Here is a 15,993-nt window from a genome sequence, read left to right on the forward strand (position 1 = left end):
GTTCGCCCGCTTCCATGCGGCGTTCGAACGCGGTTTTGAGGCCATACGCCATGCCTATTCGCGCTGGCTTACCGAGCTCTTGAGCCATCGCCTGATCATCCCGATTGGCATGGGACTTGTCTTGCTGCTGGCCGCCGTCTTGTTTCCGATGGTCGGCCGCGACTTCTTCCCGGCGATCGATGGCGGACAGATCCAGCTTCACGTCCGTGCGCCAGCCGGAACCAGGATCGAGGCGACGGAGCGCGTCTTTCAGCAGGTCGAGAACAAAATCCGCGAAATCATCCCGGCCGATCAGCGCGAATTGATCGTCGACAATATCGGGCTGCCGGCACGGCCGTATAATCTTGCCTTCAGCGATGGCTCGACCATCGGCGTCAACGACGGCGTGATCCTTGTGGCGCTCAAGGAAGGCCACGCCCCGACTGCCGCCTATGTGCGCAAGCTGCGCGAGGAGTTGCCCAAGGCCTTCCCGGAGGACACGTTCTACTTCCAAGCGGCGGATATCGTGACGCAGATCCTCAATTTCGGACTGCCGGCGCAGATCGACGTCCGCTCGGTCGGCTACGACAAGGACAATAATCTGCGCGTCGCACAGGAACTGCGGCAGCGTCTCGCCGATATCCCCGGCGTGGTGGATGCGCATCTGCAGCAGGAAGTGAACGCGCCCGCGTTCTATGCCGATATCGATCGCACCCGCGCAGCCCAACTCGGCCTGAACGCCAACACGATCGCCACCAATCTCAATGTCAGCCTGAGTTCGTCCGAGCAGGTGCAGCCGAACTTCTGGACCGACCCCAGTTCCGGCATTCCATACTACTTCGCAGTACAGACGCCCGAGAGCAGGATTTCGTCCGTCAGCGATCTCGGCAACACGCCGGTTTCGACGTCGCTGGCGTCGCTGACCGACACACCCGTGCCCGGCCTGCTCAGCAACGTCGCCACGTTCAGACGCGGCAGCGTCCCGACCAACGCCAACCAGGCCAATATTCAGCCGGTCTACGAGATCTATGCCAGCACGCAAGGCCGTGACCTCGGCAGCGTCGCGAGCCAGATCAGCCATATTGTCGGGGATCTGCAGAAGCAGCTCAAGCCCGGCAATTCGATCCAGGTGATCGGCCAGATCGACAGCATGAACAGCTCGTTCATCAATCTCGGCATCGGCCTGCTGTTTGCCGCGGTCTTTGTCTACATGCTGATGGTGGTGAACTATCAGAACTTCGGTGATCCCTTCGTCGTCATCCTGGCTTTGCCCGCGACGCTCTGCGGCATCCTCACCATGCTGTTCGTGACCGGCACGACCTTGAACGTGCCGTCGCTGATGGGAGCGATCATGGCGGTGGGGGTGGCGTCAGCCAACTCGATCCTGCTGGTGACTTTCGCCCGCGAGCAGCAGCTCGCCGGAAAGACTGCCTTCGAGGCCGCGATCGAGGCCGGGCATACCAGAATCCGGCCGGTGCTGATGACCGCGGCCGCAATGATCGTGGGCATGATCCCGATGGCGATCGGAGCCGCCGGCGAAGAGCAGAATGCCGCGCTTGCGCGCGCGGTGATCGGCGGCTTGCTGTTTGCGACGCCGACGACGTTGCTGGTGGTGCCCTATCTGTTTGCCATGCTGCGCAAGGGTAACGACGGCAAGAAACATCATGGCGTTTTCGACGAGGTGCTGGAATGAATTTCAATCGGCCTTTGAAGGTTGAGCCGACGCCCGAAGTGGATCGTGAGCGCGATCCGGCGCCGGTGCGGCATGGCCGTTCGAGGCGCTGGATTGGCCGGACTGCGGGCGTGGCCCTGGGGCTGATCGGGGCGGCCGCGCTGGCGTCCGGAGCCTGGAGCCACTACGCACAGTACCGCCAGACTATGGCCACCGCCGAGCAACGTCGCGATCTCGTCCCGGGCGTTCGTGTGGCGACCGTCGAGCCCAGCGACGGGATCGACGTCGTGAACCTGCCGGCAACCACCTCGGCTTTTGCCTCGGCCAACATCTTCGCGCGCGCCAGCGGCTATATCGCCAAGCGCGAGGTTGATATCGGTGATCATGTCAAGGAAGGGCAATTGCTGGCGGAGATCGTTGCGCCGGAACTCGACCATCAAATCGCGCAGGCCGAGGCGACGCTCGGGCAGCTCAGGTCGGCGCTGCAGCAGGCGCAGGCCAACAGGGAACTGGCCAAGGTGACGTGGGACCGCGATAAGCCGCTGGTGGAGAAGGGCTGGCTCACCGCGCAGCAGGGAACGATCGACTCCCAGACGTTGAAGGCGCAGGAGGCCGCGGTCTCGGTCGCGCAGGCCAATGTGGTCGCTGAGGAAGCGCAGGTGCAAGTGTTGCATCAGCAGAAGATCTACCAGCACGTCGTTGCCCCGTTTGACGGGGTGATCACCCAGCGCAATGTCGATGTCGGCAGCCTGCTGCAGGCGGATGCGACCAGCGGCACGTTCATGTTCACGATCATGCAGAGCAATGTCATCCGTACCCAGGTGTTTGTTCCGCAGGATGCGGCGTTCGGAGTGCGTGCGGGGATCGATGCCATCGTGCACGTTCCGGAACTGCCCGACCGCACCTTCCCCGGCAAGGTGACGCGGATCGCCGATGCGCTGCAACCGGGTTCGCGAACGCTGTTGACCGAGATCGATATCCCGAACCCGGACGGTGCCCTTACGCCCGGCATCTACTGCACGATTGAACTGCGCATCCCGCGCAAGACGCCGAGCTTCAAAGTGTCTGCGGATGCGATCATCTTCAATCAAGGCGGCCTGCAGGTCGCCGTGGTCGAGAACGGGGTGGTGCACCTGCACAAGGTCAATGTCGTGCGTGACCTCGGCCAGCAAGTGGAGATCAACAGCGGTGTCAAGGCGGGCGACAGAGTGATCCTCAATCCGTCGGTCGACCTGGCCGACGGCAACCGCGTGACTCTCAGGACCCAGGCTGTTTCCTGATATCGCTCCACCCGGTCCGCCCGGATCGGCAGCAAAATCCCTCCCTAAAATGCAATTTAATGGCGTGGTTCCGCCGCCAAGCCTATGTTGGTTGAAGAGCGGCCCCACCGCGCTTGCCCTCCAGGGCGGTGACCAGGCGGCCGCTGAGTGGGCGCACTCCCTGACTTGAAGTGGGCTGGCGGCGTCGCCCGGTTCCTGGCGGCCCGGTTGGCAGTTGGGCCTCCGGCATGGTGGTTGTCGAGAACGGATTGATGACGAAAGTGCTCTTGATCGAAGATGACGGCGAGACCGCCGAGGAGATCACGGCCGAACTCGCCGAACGCGGGTTCGAGGTCGAATGGTCGGCCAATGGTCGAGAAGGCCTCGACAAGGCGCGCAACCTGAGGCCTGACGCCATGATTGTCGACCGCCTGTTGCCCGGAATGGATGGGCTCAGCGTGATCGAGACCTTGCGGAAGGAGCAGGTTCGCACGCCGGTGCTGGTGCTAAGTGCGCTCGGCGCGGTGGATGACCGGGTGCGGGGCCTGCGCATGGGCGGCGATGATTATCTCACCAAGCCTTTCGCAGTCGTGGAACTGATCGCGCGGATAGAGGCGCTGCTGCGCCGGCCGATGGAATCGCGCGAGACCTTGCTGCGCGTGGGGCAGCTCGAACTCGACCTGATCGAGCGTAGCGCCAAGCGCGGCGAGCGGGTGATCGATCTGTTGCCGCGCGAATTTCGCCTGCTCGAATACATGATGCGGCGCAGCGACCAGTTGCTGACGCGCGCCATGCTGCTTGAAGAAGTCTGGAACTACAAATTCGTCCCGGCGACAAACCTGGTCGACGTGCATATGGGCCGCTTGCGCCACAAGGTGGACGGGCCGGACGAGACTCCGATGATCCAGAATGTCCGAGGTGCCGGCTTCATTCTTCGTGCGGCCTCCTGAGATATTGCGCGGGCTCCGATCGATGGCCGTTGACGTCATGCAGAGACATCCGAACGCGATGGGCCAGTGGCAATTCATTCGGTCGAACAGCTTTCGCTGGGCACTTGCGGTGGCCGGCGTCCTTGCCGTTTTCATGATCGCGCTGTTCGGTTTCATCTATGTGAAGATCGACAATTATCTGATCGAGCGGACCGACCGCATGCTCAGCCGTCAGATCGCCTTCATGGCGACGCTGCCGATGGAGCGCCAGCTCAACGCGATCGAAGATCATCTGCGGCAGGATTCGCGCGGCGTTCAGTTTGCAGGGGTGTTTGGATCGGACGGGCGGAGGTTGGCCGGCAACATGGAGCGTCTTCCGGCCGGTCTCAAGATCGACGCCCCGGCGCAGAGCGTCACGGCGGCGAAGGTGGACCCGCCGAATCACGATCACTCAGTTCGCGCCATCGCAAAGCGCATGCCAAACGGCAACGTCCTGGTGATTGCACGCAATGTCGATGAGACCAAGGAAATCTCCCATGTCGTCGGCGAAGCGCTCGCGTTCGGATTGTTGCCGGCATTCATCATCTGTCTTCTGGCCGGTGCCTGGCTGAGCGTGCGGGCGCAGCGGCAGGTCGAGGAGGTCAACCAGCGCGTTCAGCGCATTATCGCGGGCGATCTGCGTGAACGGCTGCCATATAGCGAGGGCAGCGAGCCGTTCTCGAAGCTCGCGGTCATCGTCAACGGCATGCTCGACGAGATGGAAACGATGATCAACGCGCTGGCCGGCGTCGGCAACGATATCGCCCACGATCTCAGGACGCCGCTGACGCGCGCAAGACTGACGCTCGAGCGCGGCCGCACCCATGCAACGTCGCTGGAGCAGCTTCAGACGGTCGCGGACAAGGCGATCGCAGGGATCGATCAGTCGCTGACGATCATCACCGCACTGTTGCGGCTTGCCGAGATCGAGAACAGCCGGCGGTCGGCCGGCTTCGGCATCGTGCCGCTGCATGAGATGTTGCGGGAGGTCTGCGACATCTACGAGCCGATCGCGGAGAACAAGAATATCGCGCTGACTGTCCACGCCGAGCACGAGCTCAACGTACGCGGCGACCGGGACCTGTTGATCGAGGCCGTCACCAATCTCGTCGACAACGCCATCAAGTTCACGCCGGAAGGCGGCAAGGTCGACATCGAACTGTTGCGCAACGCCAATGAAACCGTGATCCGCATTGTCGATACCGGCAGCGGGATCACGGCAGAGGAGCGCGACGCGGTGCTGCGACGGTTCTATCGGTCCGACAAGATGCGCAACACGCCTGGCGTCGGCCTCGGCCTCAATCTGGTGGCTGCGATCGTCAAGCTGCACGGCTTCCGGCTGACCATTCATCCCGGCGCGGGATGCCGCGTCGAGATCGCCTGCCCGGATCCCGAAGCGCAATCGCCGAGGGGAGGGCCGCTGCCTGTCCGTGCGACTTGCGTATAGCCTGCTTTTCCTCCGATATTGAGCGTGTCGTTTGGAGGAGCAGGCCATGAGCACAGCGATACAACCCTATCGGATATCGGTCGGTGACGATGTGCTCGAGGATCTCAAATCAAGATTGCGCCGGACGCGGTGGCCCGAGGCCGAGCTGGTCGAAGACTGGAGCCAGGGCGCTCCGCTGAACTGGATCCAGGAGGTCTGCCGCTACTGGGCCGACGAATATGACTGGCGCAGCCGCGAAGCGCGCCTCAATCGCTTTGCGCAGTTCACGACAGAGATCGACGGGCTCGGCATCCATTTCCTGCACGTCCGCTCGCCGCATGCGAACGCGTTGCCGCTGATCATCACCCATGGCTGGCCGGGATCGGTCGTTGAATTCCACAAGGTGATCGAACCGCTCACCGATCCGACCGCCCACGGTGGCCGTGCGGCCGACGCGTTTCACGTGATCTGTCCGTCATTGCCGGGCTTCGGCTTCTCCGCCAAGCCGCGCACAACCGGCTGGGGCGTCGATCGCATTGCCTCGGCCTGGGCCGCGCTGATGGAGCGCCTTGGCTATGCGCGATACGGCGCGCAAGGCGGTGATTGGGGCTCGGCCGTCACGACCGCGCTGGGCGCGCAAGACGCTGCGCATTGCGCGGGCATTCATATCACGCTCGCGATGGCGACGCGGCCCAATGTCGAGGGACAGCCGACGCCGGAAGAGACGCGGGCGCTGAGCGGTATCAAATATTACGCTGACTGGGATTCCGGCTATTCCAAGCAGCAGTCGACCCGGCCGCAAACGCTCGGCTATGGGCTCACGGATTCACCGAGCGGTCAGGCCGCGTGGATCCTCGAGAAATTCTGGGCCTGGACCGACTGCGACGGGCATCCCGAGAACATCCTGTCCCGCGACGAACTGCTCGACAATGTCATGCTGTATTGGGTGCCCGCCACAGCGGCTTCCTCGGCGCGGCTCTATTGGGAAAGCTTCGGATCGAAACGGCGAACCGTGCACAAGGTCACCGTGCCGACCGGCGTCGCCGTCTTTCCCAAGGAGATCGTCACGCCGGTTCGAAAGTGGATGGAGGCGAGCTACACCAATATCCGCCATTGGAGCGAGATGCCAAAGGGCGGTCACTTCGCCGCCTTCGAGCAGCCCGAGTTGTACGTGCGGGAGGTGCGCGAGTTTTTCCGGCCGTTGCGCGAGGAATAGAGGGAGTCATGACCGACCGCGACGTTTTGCAGCCGTTACTCGAGCGCACCGGTTGCTGGGTGCATTTGGCTGCAAATTAATGGGCCCCGGTGCATTGGAGCATCGCGGGGCCCTGCATCTTCGTTTTAGCGAAGGATTCTGGTAGACACCAGGATAACTCTGGATCGTAAAGCGCGTGGCCTTTGCGCTTCCATCCGGTGGATATGTTCAGATTGTCGACGGCGCAACGCGGCTAGCAGCTGCTGTTCACCTCAACTGCGCCGAGACCTTGCCGCTGAGCAAGGTCACAGGACTGTCCCGGTGGCGTCATGCTCCTCTCCAAGAGTGGCCCGACGGACATCTGTCCGTATCCTCTGCTTGCCGCCCGACCACATGATCGGTCGGCAATCCCTGCAAGGCCGGGAGCCAAGCTCCAGCACCCCGACAGGTGCATCAACAAAATGCTGCGGCAGATATTGGAGACTGTCAAGTGAAGTCGCGGTTCCCCGAGGCGAGGGAACCATGAAGCGCAGGATCATTTCCTATGTCGGCTGCCAAGCGCTGTTGCGATGGAGGCCGGCTCCTTGATGCGCTCGATCAGCATGTCGATGCGATCGCCGCCCCAGAACAGCTCACCATTGAACACCATGGTCGGGACGCCGAACACACCAAGTGCCTCCGCTTCCTCGATGATCCGATCGTGCTCTGCTCGCGCGGGCCCATGAACATATTCCTCGAAATCCTTCGCCCGGCCACCGATCGAGGCGATCACGCCAGCGATATCAGATAGTTCGTCGATCTCCAGATCATGGTTCCAAAACCGGCGAAAGACCGTGTCGTGATACGGCCGGAACAGCCCATGGCGCTGGGCGAATAGCATGCCGGCGCTGGAATAGAACGCGTCGTAGATCCGCCGCGGTCCCTTCATCGTCAGGCCTTGCGCGTTGGCGAAACGCCGGGCGTCCATGTAGGCGTAACGCACCTTGCGCCAGAAATGCGGGGTGCGCTCTTCCACCGTCCCCATGAATTCCGGGATCCGCAGCGTATAGGGCAGCCACTCCAGCTCGACGCCATGCTGTTCTTCGAGCTCGAACAGGCGCTTGTTGGCCACGAAGGCGTAAGGGCTCTTGTAGTCGGTGTAGATGCGTACGCGCGGCCTTTCCATGCTTGGCCCTCCCTGATCGTGGTGGCGCTCAGGCGTCTGCACGTTTCGTTTGTCGATACTGGCTCAGATCGGGATCATGGGTCATCGCCCAATAGTCGACGAAGCGCCAGGGCATGGCCGAAAATACGCGGCCCCGGCTGTTGCGATAATAGGTCGTCATGCCCGGATGGGTCCAGATCAACTGCTCGTGTTCGGCATCGACCTTGCGGACATATTGATCATGCGCTTCCTGACTGACATCGATGGCGGCGATGCCTTTCTCGATCATCTCGACCAGGCAAGCCGAGATGTAGCGGCTCTGGCATTCCGACTGGAAAATCACGCTGCCGCCATGCGCAGGTCCTGAGTTGGGGCCAAGCATCAAGAACAGGTTTGGGAAGTTTGGCACGGTCAAACCGAGATAGGCTGTCGGGTTGTCGTTGGCCCATACGTTCCTGAGATTGTTGCCGCCGCGCCCAGTGATGTTGAGCCGCGCCGCCATCTCCGAAACCCTGAAGCCGGTGGAGACGACGATGATATCGTGCGCGCGCTGCTTGCCATCCGCCGTGACGATGCCCTCGCGCGTAAAATGACCGACTGGGTCGGTGACCAGCTCGACGTTCGGTTTGGTCAGCGTCTTGAACCAGTTGTTGTCGAGCAGGATGCGCTTGCCATAAGGCGGATAGGTCGGCACGCATTTTTCGATCAGGTCGGGGCGATCCTTGAGCTCGGACAGGATGAAATCCGTCAGCTCCTGCCGATGCCGGTCGTTGCCCTTGTTGACGGCGCGTGCCGGATGCGGCCAGTTCGGATCCTTGCGCAGGAACGGCAGCAGGCCGTCGCCATAGCGCCAGAACATGTTGAAGCGGTACCACTGCACATAGAAGGGCAGGTACGCGAGCAGCCATCGCGCGCCTTCGGTGATGGGGTCGGAGTAGCCCTTGACCGGCCGCGCCCATTGCGCGGTGCGCTGATAGACCGTGACCGACGATACGCGGTCGGCGATCGCGGGCACGAGTTGCATCGCCGTGGCCCCGGTACCGATCACAGCGACGCGCTTGCCGTCGAGATTGATATCGTCGGACCAGAGCGCCGAATGCACGGCGAGGCCCTGGAAGTTTTCCTCGCCCTTGAAGCGAGCCGGGGCTGGGTCGTTGAGCTGGCCGATGGCGCTGACCAGAGCCGTCGACTCGAAGGTCTCTTCGCCGGTCTCGGTCTTGAGAGTCGAAATCCAGCGCCGCTTGTTCTCGTCCCAGCGGGACGCAATCAGCTCGGTGTTGAGACGAACATGGCGTCGGATGCCGTGTTCGCGCACCACTTTCAAGAGATAGTCGAGCAGTTCCTGGCGCGGCGCGAAATAGCGCGTCCACTGGTTTCGTTCGCCGAAAGAGAAGGAGTAGGAGTGGTTCGGCGTATCGACGCCGCAACCGGGATAGCGGTTGACGTACCAGGTGCCGCCGATCTCGTCCTCTTTCTCGACGATGGTGTAGGGGATGCCGAGCCGGTCCAGCGCGACGCCGAGCGCAATCGCACATACGCCGGCGCCGACGATCAGGACGTGCTGCTCCGCGAGCTTCTCGTTCGATGGACGTTTGGCCCAGCGCGCGTCACGCGGGATGAAGCCCATTTCCTCACGCATCAGCGGTGCATATTCCGGTGCGACGTTCTCGCCGAGCGTCGCACTCATCATCTTCAGCATCAACTCGTTGCCGGGATCGGTGATGACAGGTTTCGGCTCGCCGTGCTCATAGAGCTTCAGGACTGCGGCGCGGACCTCGTCCTGGATTTCCTTCGGCACGCCGGCATCCGGATCGGGGATCAGGCGCACGTCGCGCTTGGGCTTGTACGGCGGTTCCAGCCAGCGCTCGTCGCCGGTCATGTGCACCAGCACCATCAGCAGCACGCGGATGTCGCCTTCAGCGATGGCGGAAGCCAGGTCGAGTTTCTTGCGCGGCATTTCGATGTTCATGCTCTTGTCCTCATGCTTCCGGCGCTTCCGGCAGCCCGCCATAGGCGGCCCACGTGCTGCCGGCGATAAAGCCGGCATCGATCGGCAGGTTGATGCCGGTGACGCCGCTGCTCCTTGGTGAAAGCAGCCAGGCGATCGCCTCCGCCACTTCGAACGGCTCGACTAGCCGGTTCATGGCTGATGGCCGCGACAGCAGTTCCTTGTCGAGCGCGCCCGAGGCGATACCGGCTTCCAGCATCGCCGTGCGGGTAAAGCCCGGCGACACGGCGTTGACGCGCACGCCGGCCCGGCCCCACTCGGCTGCAAGCGTCTGCGTGATCTGGATGACGCCGGCCTTCGCCGCGGTATAGGCGTGAATCGGACCGGAGGTCATGCCGGCGACGGAGGCGACATTGACGATCGCGCCATTTCGCCGCGCGGCCATCCGTACGCCGACGCTGCGGGCGACCATAAAGGTGCCGCGCAGGTCGATATTGACCTCGCGGTCCCATTGCTCCATCCGCACGCGCTCGATCCGATGCATCTTGCCGAACACGCCGGCGGCATTGACGAGGCCGGTGATCGGACCGTGCGCGGCCTCGATGTCGGCAACGCCGGCTGTGACCGTCGCTTCGCTCGCAACATCGAAGGGGGCCGGCCAGAGGATCGCATCCGTCCCCACCAGCGGTTCCGGCGCGATGTCGACGATGACGACGCGCTGGCCCTGGTCGGCAAGCAGCGTGGCGGTGGCGGCGCCGATGCCGCGGCTGCCGCCGGTGACGAGAACGAGGCCGTCAGCGCTCATGACCGTCATCCTCACTTGCTCTGTTGAACAGCCCTCGGGTGACGAGCTTCCGATAGGCGGAAATCACATGATCAGGCGGGGCAGTGACCTTGCCGCCGGCGTAGGAATAGCGGCGGCTGAGATAGCCGCGCGCGCCCATCAGCATCTGCACGATCGCCTCGAATTCCTCGTCGCTGAAATCGATGATCTCTCCGGCTTGGCGCGCGCGGCCGAGGATGCGTACATAGGCGGTTGAGATATTGTCGAAATGTTTCTGGTAGCCGATCGGCGCAAAGAACTCGGCTTCGTTGAGGATGCGCAGGAATTCCGGCACTTCGAGGATGAAATCGAAGAAGGCACTGAAGCGCTCGATCTCCTCCCGCGCCGTCTGCTCAGTGCCGGTACGCGCATAGATGAAGCGCACCATGTCCAGTCCGATCTTCGGCAGTAGCTGCTCGAGCAGTTCCTGGCGGCTCTCGAAATGATTGTAGAAGGTGCCTTGCGCGACGCCGGCTTCTTCGGTGATGCGGGCAACGGAGGCTTCGGCGTAGCCATATTTGCCGACCACCTTGGTCGCCGCGTCGAAGATCTTTTGCTTGGTCCAGGCGTTGCGCTCGACCCGGTTCAGCTTGGTGATCTTGATGGGCGCAGCGTGCGGTGCTTGGGTCATGTAGCGGTCTCCAGTTCGGCGCGCAGCACACGCTTGAGTACCTTGCCGGAAGGATTGCGCGGCAGGCTGTCGCGGATGATCAGTTGTTTCGGCACCTTGAAGCCGGCGAGCCGCGCGCGGCAGTGGTCGGTGAGGGCGGGAAGATCCAGCGCAGCTCCTTCCGCCAGCACGACGATCGCGACCGGCTTCTCGCCCCAGCGCTCATCGCGCAGGCCGATGACGGCGACCTCGCGAACCTCGGGCATCTCATAGATGACGCGCTCCACCTCGGAGGAGGCGATGTTCTCGCCGCCGGAAATGATCAAATCCTTCTTGCGGTCGGTGAGATAAAGGAAGCCCTCCTCGTCGAGATAGCCGACATCGCCGGTGCGGAACCAGTCGCCGAAGAAGGCGGCGGCGGTCTTCTCCGGGTCCCGCCAGTATCCTTTCGTGATCTTCGGTCCGCGCAGGCAGATCTCGCCGTTCTCGCCGGGCGGAAGCCGATCGCCTCGATCGTCACGGATCTCAATTTCGACATGGGCGATGGCACGGCCGGTCGAGCCGATCTTATCGATCTCGCGGCCCGGCTCCATGAAAGTGTCACCGCCGACGCTCTCGGTCAGACCATAGGCGTCGATGTAGCGGGCATTCCTGAAGTAGTCGGAGAAGGCGCGGATGCGCACCTCCGGCGTTTTCTCGCCGCCGCCGATCGCCCATTGCAGACTGGAAACATCGTAGCGGTCGCGAGTGGGGCAGGTGAGGATCGCGGTGGTCATCACAGGGGCAAACCACGCCGCGTTCAGCTTCTCCGCTTCGATCGCAGCGAGTGCCTGTTCGGGCCTGAACTCACGATGGACCGAGAGCATTCCGCCGTGCCAGAGCACCGCGATTCCAGGCAGATCGAGCGCGCCGACGTGGTAGAGCGGGCCGACGACAAGGAGGCGGGTATCCGCATTGAGGCCGAGCACCAGCGACTGGTCGGCCGACTTCCAGTACATGTTCTCGTAACTGAGCATCACGCCCTTGGGGCGGTCGGTGGTGCCTGACGTGTACATCAGCCGCATCAGGTCCTGCGGTCGGCGGACATGCATCGGCGCGGGCGCGATATCGCCTGCGAGCCGCGTTGCGGTCGATTGCGCGGCCTCATCGAGCAGCACGATCGGCGCATGAACCGCCGTGATCGCGTCGAGTTCTTCGTCCGCGATCAGGATGCGCGCGCCGGAATTGTCGACGATGTAGCCGACCTCATCGACGGAGAGGCGATAATTGATCGGCAGGAACACCGCGCCGATGTGGCTGATCGCAAACACCAGTTCGAGAAAGGCAGCGCTGTTCTTCATCAGAACCGCGACGACGTCACCGGGAGCGATGCTGCGGGAGGCGAGCCAGCCGGCCACCCGGCGGATGCGCTCGTCGAATTTGCCGTAGGAAATGTCAACGTCGCGATATTTCAGCGCACACCGATCAGGCGTCCGCTTGGCATGAAAGGCGATGAAGCTCGATAGGTTGATCATCTGCCGCTCAAAGGACCGTTTCGGCCTCGTTTCCTTCCCGGATGAACTATGACTCGTAATTCATCTTTGGCTTGACGTCACCCCCCTTGCTCTGAAATCCTTGTGTCCACGGAGACGAGATGATCTCCGGCAAGGGAATAGGGAACGACAACCCGACTGGGAGGGGAGAATGAAGAGAACCCGTCAACCGGGCATCAGCCGCCGTGCGACTCTGGCGCTGATGGGCGCCGGTGCGGTGATATCAGCTGCGCCATGGGTGGCGCGCGCGCAGGCCAAGACCATCAAGATCGGCATGCCGACGATTCTGTCGGGCCGCGTTGCGCAGCTCGGCACCTCCTCGCGCAACGCCGTGCTGCTGGAGGTCGAGAAGGTCAACGCCGCGGGCGGCCTGGCCGGCCGGCAGATCGAGATGGTGATCCGCGACTCCAAGGGCCAGCCGCAGGAAGCAGCCCGCGTCGCGCGCGAACTCGTCAACACCGACGGCTGCGAGATGCTGTTCGACGGCGAGGCCTCGTCCGGATCGTTCGCAGTGCACGAAGTGGCGCGCGACCTCGGCGTGCTCTGCATCCATACCTGCTCGGAAGCCTCGTCGCTGACGGCCGATCCGAAGCAGCACATTCCCAACGCGTTCCGCTGCGTCCGGCAGGGCATTCACGATTCCATCGTCGGCGGCAGCTATGCGGCTGCGATCGCGAAGGCCAAGGGCTTGAAGAAATGGGCGACCTGCTCGCCGGATTATGCCTATGGCCGCGATACGACAGGCGAATTCGCGCTCTATCTCAAGCGCTTTGCGCCCGATGTCGAGATCATCAGCGAGTCCTGGCCAAAGCTGTTCCAGCCTGACTACACCGAAGTGGTGACGAAGATCCTGCAGGCCAAGCCGCAGGCGCTGTATACCTGCCTGTGGGGCGGCGATCTGACGTCCTATATCGACCAGGCCAACATCTACGCGCTGTTTACGCAGATGGAAGTCTTCGCCGTCAACATGGCGGACTACACCGCGCTCACGGTGGTGAAGAATCTGCCGAAGGGCATTCACTCCGGCAACCGCTACATCAAGACGTTCCCGAAGACGCCGGAGAACGCCGCATGGGGCGACGCCTACCGGGCGAAGTACAACGAGTATCCCACCAACTGGTCGTGGCAGAACGCGACCGCGGTGATGCTGCTCACTGAAGCCGTGAAGACGGCCAACTCGACCGACGGCAAGAAGGTCGCGGAAGCGTTGCGCGGGCTGACGATCAAATGCCCGTTCGGCGCCGACGGCACCGTGACGATGCGCGCGGAGGACAACACCCTGGTTGGCTACGCCATCGGCTGGGGCACCACGATCCCGCAGGAACCCTATGTGCCGGAAGTGAAGGCTGGCGATTGGAAGACCATCTTCGAGCTCGAAGCCGAGTGGAAGAAGAGCAAGGGTTACACCTGACCGATCTGTGAGTGGAGGCGGGCGGGCCGCTTCCACTCATGCACCGCTTAAGTTTGCGCGCCGGCGGTCTCGCGCGCTGGGATGGAAATGCTGCATTGGATATAGACGCGCTCGCTGGCTGCCTTGCCAGTCCGGCCTGTCTGGTGACGCAAACCACCAGCGGCCTCATCATCGGTATGCTGCTGTTTCTCGTCGCCGTCGGGCTGACGCTGATCTTCGGCGTGCTCAAGGTCGTCAATTTCAGTCACGGCGCCTTCTATATGTTCGGCGCCTATTTCGCGATGACGGCCTACCAATTCTCTGACAGCTTTGCGCTGGCGATGTTTTGCGGCGCGGCGGGCACGGCGATCCTCGGCCTGATCTTCGAGCGCGTGTTCATGAGCCGCGTCTATGGCGCCGACGTGCTGATGCAATTGCTGGTCTGCTACGCCTTCGTGCTGATCTTCGACGATGTCGTACGCATGGTGTGGGGGCCTGAATTCAAGTCGATGGGTATGCCGGCGGCTTTCCAGGTGCCGCCGCTGTTCATCGCAGGTGGCGTCGTGCCGCCCTATTACCTGCTGCTGATCGGGGTCGCGCTGGCCGCCGCCTTGGTGCTCGGCCTTGGGCTTGCCCGCACCCGGATCGGCAAGGTGATCCGCGCGGCCGCCCACAATCCGGGCATGGTGTCCGCACTCGGCATCAATACCGGCCTGCTCTATGGCGGCGTGTTCGCGCTCGGTGGCATGCTCGCCGGGCTTGCCGGGGCGCTGGCGGCGCCGGTGCGTTCGCTGACGCCGGGGATGGGCTTTTCGGTGCTGATCGAATCCTTCATCGTTACTGTGATCGGCGGCATGGGCTCGATCCTGGGCGCGCTGATCGGGGCATTGCTCATCGGCCTGATCCGCTCGTTCGGCTCGCTCGGCTTTCCCCTGTTCACCGAAGGCTTGATGTACCTGTTCATGGTGATCGTCCTGGTGTCGCGGCCGACCGGCCTGTTCGGCAAGGAGGTCGCATGACCGAGCTGCAGGCTGGTCGCGCGTCGGAAACCTTGGGTGCGCCAAGCATCGAAACGCGCTCGTTTCGCTCGCGTTATCGCGACATTCTGATCGCACTGGTCGCTTTTGCTGTACTGGCAGCACTGCCGTTCTTCTTCGGCAGCAAGGCGCTGCTCGATTTCGTGATCCGCTGCTCGGCTTTCGGCCTGTTCGCGACTTCGCTCAATCTGCTTGTCGGCTACACCGGCATGATCTCGTTCGGGCACGGCATGTTCTTCGGGCTCGGCGCCTATGGCTTCGGCCTGCTGATGCAGCGCACCGCCGTGCCGATACCGGTGGCCTTTGTGGCGACGCTCGCGATCACCGCTGTCTTCGCTGCAATCATCGGGGCGATCTGCGTCCGGCTGAAGGAGATCTATTTCGCGTTCGTCACGCTGGCATTCCAGATGCTGATCCACTCGACGATCCTGACCTGGGCGTCGCTGACCGGCGGCGATCAGGGCTTGCGCGGCGGCATCCCGCGCCCGGTGTTCTTCGGCATCGATCTTGCCAATCATGTGCATCTTTACATCACAAGCTGCGCGCTGCTGGTGCTCGGCCTGCTCTTGATGCGCCAGATCGCGCAATCGCCGTTCGGCTATACGCTGCGCGTGATCCGCGACAACGCCCGACGGGCGAGCTTCATCGGCATCGATGTCTGGCGCGCCAAGCTGACGATCTTCGTGCTGGCGGCGCTGTTTGCCTCGACCGGCGGCATGGTCATGGCGCTGTTCGTCTCGGGCGCCTATCCCGAATTCGCCTACTGGACGATTTCGGGCGAGGGCATCTTCATCAACATGCTCGGCGGCGTCACCACGTTCCTGGGGCCGATGGTCGGCACGGTGCTGCTGCTGATCCTCAACGATACCGTCACCCGCTACACGGAATATCATGGCATCGTGCTCGGCGCCGTGATCCTGTTCTTCGCCATCGGTCTGCGCAAGGGGCTGATGGACTATGTGCTTGAGTGGTATACGCAGCGGCGCGACGGGCCAGGGGAGCGCGGCTAG

13 protein-coding genes are annotated in these 15,993 nt (G+C 62.8%); 8 read left to right on the forward strand and 5 right to left on the reverse strand.

Going from position 1 to position 15,993, the window contains the following annotated elements:
• The 5 genes from CWO89_RS02200 to CWO89_RS02220 all read left to right on the forward strand — a co-directional run.
• Nucleotides 1–1,672: efflux RND transporter permease subunit (locus tag CWO89_RS02200; RefSeq protein WP_130577039.1), on the forward strand; the 1,672-nt coding region annotated here is incomplete at its 5' end.
• Entirely contained in the window at nucleotides 1,669–2,931 is a 1,263-nt protein-coding gene (locus tag CWO89_RS02205) for an efflux RND transporter periplasmic adaptor subunit (RefSeq protein WP_130577040.1), read from the forward strand. The genes CWO89_RS02200 and CWO89_RS02205, both read left to right, overlap by 4 nt.
• Before the next feature lie 251 nt (nucleotides 2,932–3,182).
• A complete protein-coding gene (locus CWO89_RS02210; RefSeq protein WP_130577041.1) occupies nucleotides 3,183–3,860 on the forward strand; it encodes a response regulator transcription factor in 678 nt (225 codons plus the stop codon).
• 22 nt (nucleotides 3,861–3,882) lie between these two features.
• Entirely contained in the window at nucleotides 3,883–5,325 is a 1,443-nt protein-coding gene (locus tag CWO89_RS02215) for a sensor histidine kinase (protein ID WP_349644856.1), read from the forward strand.
• Nucleotides 5,326–5,371: 46 nt separating this feature from the next.
• Nucleotides 5,372–6,520 carry an epoxide hydrolase family protein gene (locus CWO89_RS02220; protein ID WP_130577042.1) on the forward strand — a complete coding sequence of 383 codons (1,149 nt, stop codon included), beginning with the start codon at nucleotides 5,372–5,374 and terminating at the stop codon, nucleotides 6,518–6,520.
• Nucleotides 6,521–7,034: 514 nt separating this feature from the next.
• Here the strand turns inward: CWO89_RS02220 and CWO89_RS02225 are convergent.
• Genes CWO89_RS02225 through CWO89_RS02245 form a run of 5 tightly spaced genes read right to left on the reverse strand, consistent with a single transcriptional unit; the run spans nucleotide 7,035 to nucleotide 12,538 of the window.
• Nucleotides 7,035–7,664, reverse strand: a complete 630-nt coding sequence (locus CWO89_RS02225; protein ID WP_130577043.1) for a 2-hydroxychromene-2-carboxylate isomerase — start codon at nucleotides 7,662–7,664, stop codon at nucleotides 7,035–7,037.
• 28 nt (nucleotides 7,665–7,692) lie between these two features.
• On the reverse strand, nucleotides 7,693–9,612 hold the full coding sequence (locus CWO89_RS02230) for a flavin-containing monooxygenase (protein ID WP_130577044.1): 1,920 nt from the start codon (nucleotides 9,610–9,612) through the stop codon (nucleotides 7,693–7,695).
• Nucleotides 9,613–9,622: 10 nt separating this feature from the next.
• Nucleotides 9,623–10,396: an SDR family NAD(P)-dependent oxidoreductase gene (locus tag CWO89_RS02235; RefSeq protein WP_165420959.1), complete on the reverse strand. Its 774-nt coding sequence runs from the start codon at nucleotides 10,394–10,396 to the stop codon at nucleotides 9,623–9,625.
• A complete protein-coding gene (locus tag CWO89_RS02240) occupies nucleotides 10,386–11,045 on the reverse strand; it encodes a TetR/AcrR family transcriptional regulator (protein ID WP_130577046.1) in 660 nt (219 codons plus the stop codon). Before CWO89_RS02240 ends, CWO89_RS02235 begins: the two co-directional genes overlap by 11 nt.
• On the reverse strand, nucleotides 11,042–12,538 hold the full coding sequence (locus CWO89_RS02245; RefSeq protein WP_130577047.1) for an AMP-binding protein: 1,497 nt from the start codon (nucleotides 12,536–12,538) through the stop codon (nucleotides 11,042–11,044). Before CWO89_RS02245 ends, CWO89_RS02240 begins: the two co-directional genes overlap by 4 nt.
• Nucleotides 12,539–12,707: 169 nt before the next feature.
• Here CWO89_RS02245 and CWO89_RS02250 point away from each other — a divergent pair, with 169 nt between their 5' ends.
• The 3 genes from CWO89_RS02250 to CWO89_RS02260 all read left to right on the forward strand — a co-directional run bounded on the left by CWO89_RS02250 (nucleotide 12,708) and on the right by CWO89_RS02260 (nucleotide 15,993).
• On the forward strand, nucleotides 12,708–13,967 hold the full coding sequence (locus CWO89_RS02250; protein WP_130577048.1) for an ABC transporter substrate-binding protein: 1,260 nt from the start codon (nucleotides 12,708–12,710) through the stop codon (nucleotides 13,965–13,967).
• Nucleotides 13,968–14,062: 95 nt separating this feature from the next.
• Complete coding sequence (locus CWO89_RS02255) at nucleotides 14,063–14,965, forward strand: branched-chain amino acid ABC transporter permease (protein WP_130577049.1); 903 nt, start codon at nucleotides 14,063–14,065, stop codon at nucleotides 14,963–14,965.
• Nucleotides 14,962–15,993, forward strand: coding sequence for a branched-chain amino acid ABC transporter permease (locus CWO89_RS02260; protein WP_130577050.1), 1,032 nt, complete (start codon nucleotides 14,962–14,964; stop codon nucleotides 15,991–15,993). Before CWO89_RS02255 ends, CWO89_RS02260 begins: the two co-directional genes overlap by 4 nt.

The sequence above is a fragment of the Bradyrhizobium sp. Leo170 genome, assembly GCF_004296405.1.
In the GTDB taxonomy this organism is placed as follows: Bacteria; Pseudomonadota; Alphaproteobacteria; order Rhizobiales; family Xanthobacteraceae; genus Bradyrhizobium.

Excerpts from the sequence above, each read along its gene's own strand:
- CWO89_RS02245 (WP_130577047.1), bottom strand. The coding sequence starts at position 12,538 with ATGATCAACCTATCGAGCTTCATCGCCTTTCATGCCAAGCGGACGCCT.
- CWO89_RS02205 (WP_130577040.1), top strand. The coding sequence starts at position 1,669 with ATGAATTTCAATCGGCCTTTGAAGGTTGAGCCGACGCCCGAAGTGGAT.
- CWO89_RS02230 (WP_130577044.1), bottom strand. The coding sequence starts at position 9,612 with ATGAACATCGAAATGCCGCGCAAGAAACTCGACCTGGCTTCCGCCATC.
- CWO89_RS02220 (WP_130577042.1), top strand. The coding sequence starts at position 5,372 with ATGAGCACAGCGATACAACCCTATCGGATATCGGTCGGTGACGATGTG.
- CWO89_RS02260 (WP_130577050.1), top strand. The coding sequence starts at position 14,962 with ATGACCGAGCTGCAGGCTGGTCGCGCGTCGGAAACCTTGGGTGCGCCA.
- CWO89_RS02225 (WP_130577043.1), bottom strand. The coding sequence starts at position 7,664 with ATGGAAAGGCCGCGCGTACGCATCTACACCGACTACAAGAGCCCTTAC.
- CWO89_RS02240 (WP_130577046.1), bottom strand. The coding sequence starts at position 11,045 with ATGACCCAAGCACCGCACGCTGCGCCCATCAAGATCACCAAGCTGAAC.
- CWO89_RS02215 (WP_349644856.1), top strand. The coding sequence starts at position 3,883 with ATGGCCGTTGACGTCATGCAGAGACATCCGAACGCGATGGGCCAGTGG.
- CWO89_RS02235 (WP_165420959.1), bottom strand. The coding sequence starts at position 10,396 with ATGAGCGCTGACGGCCTCGTTCTCGTCACCGGCGGCAGCCGCGGCATC.
- CWO89_RS02210 (WP_130577041.1), top strand. The coding sequence starts at position 3,183 with ATGACGAAAGTGCTCTTGATCGAAGATGACGGCGAGACCGCCGAGGAG.
- CWO89_RS02250 (WP_130577048.1), top strand. The coding sequence starts at position 12,708 with ATGAAGAGAACCCGTCAACCGGGCATCAGCCGCCGTGCGACTCTGGCG.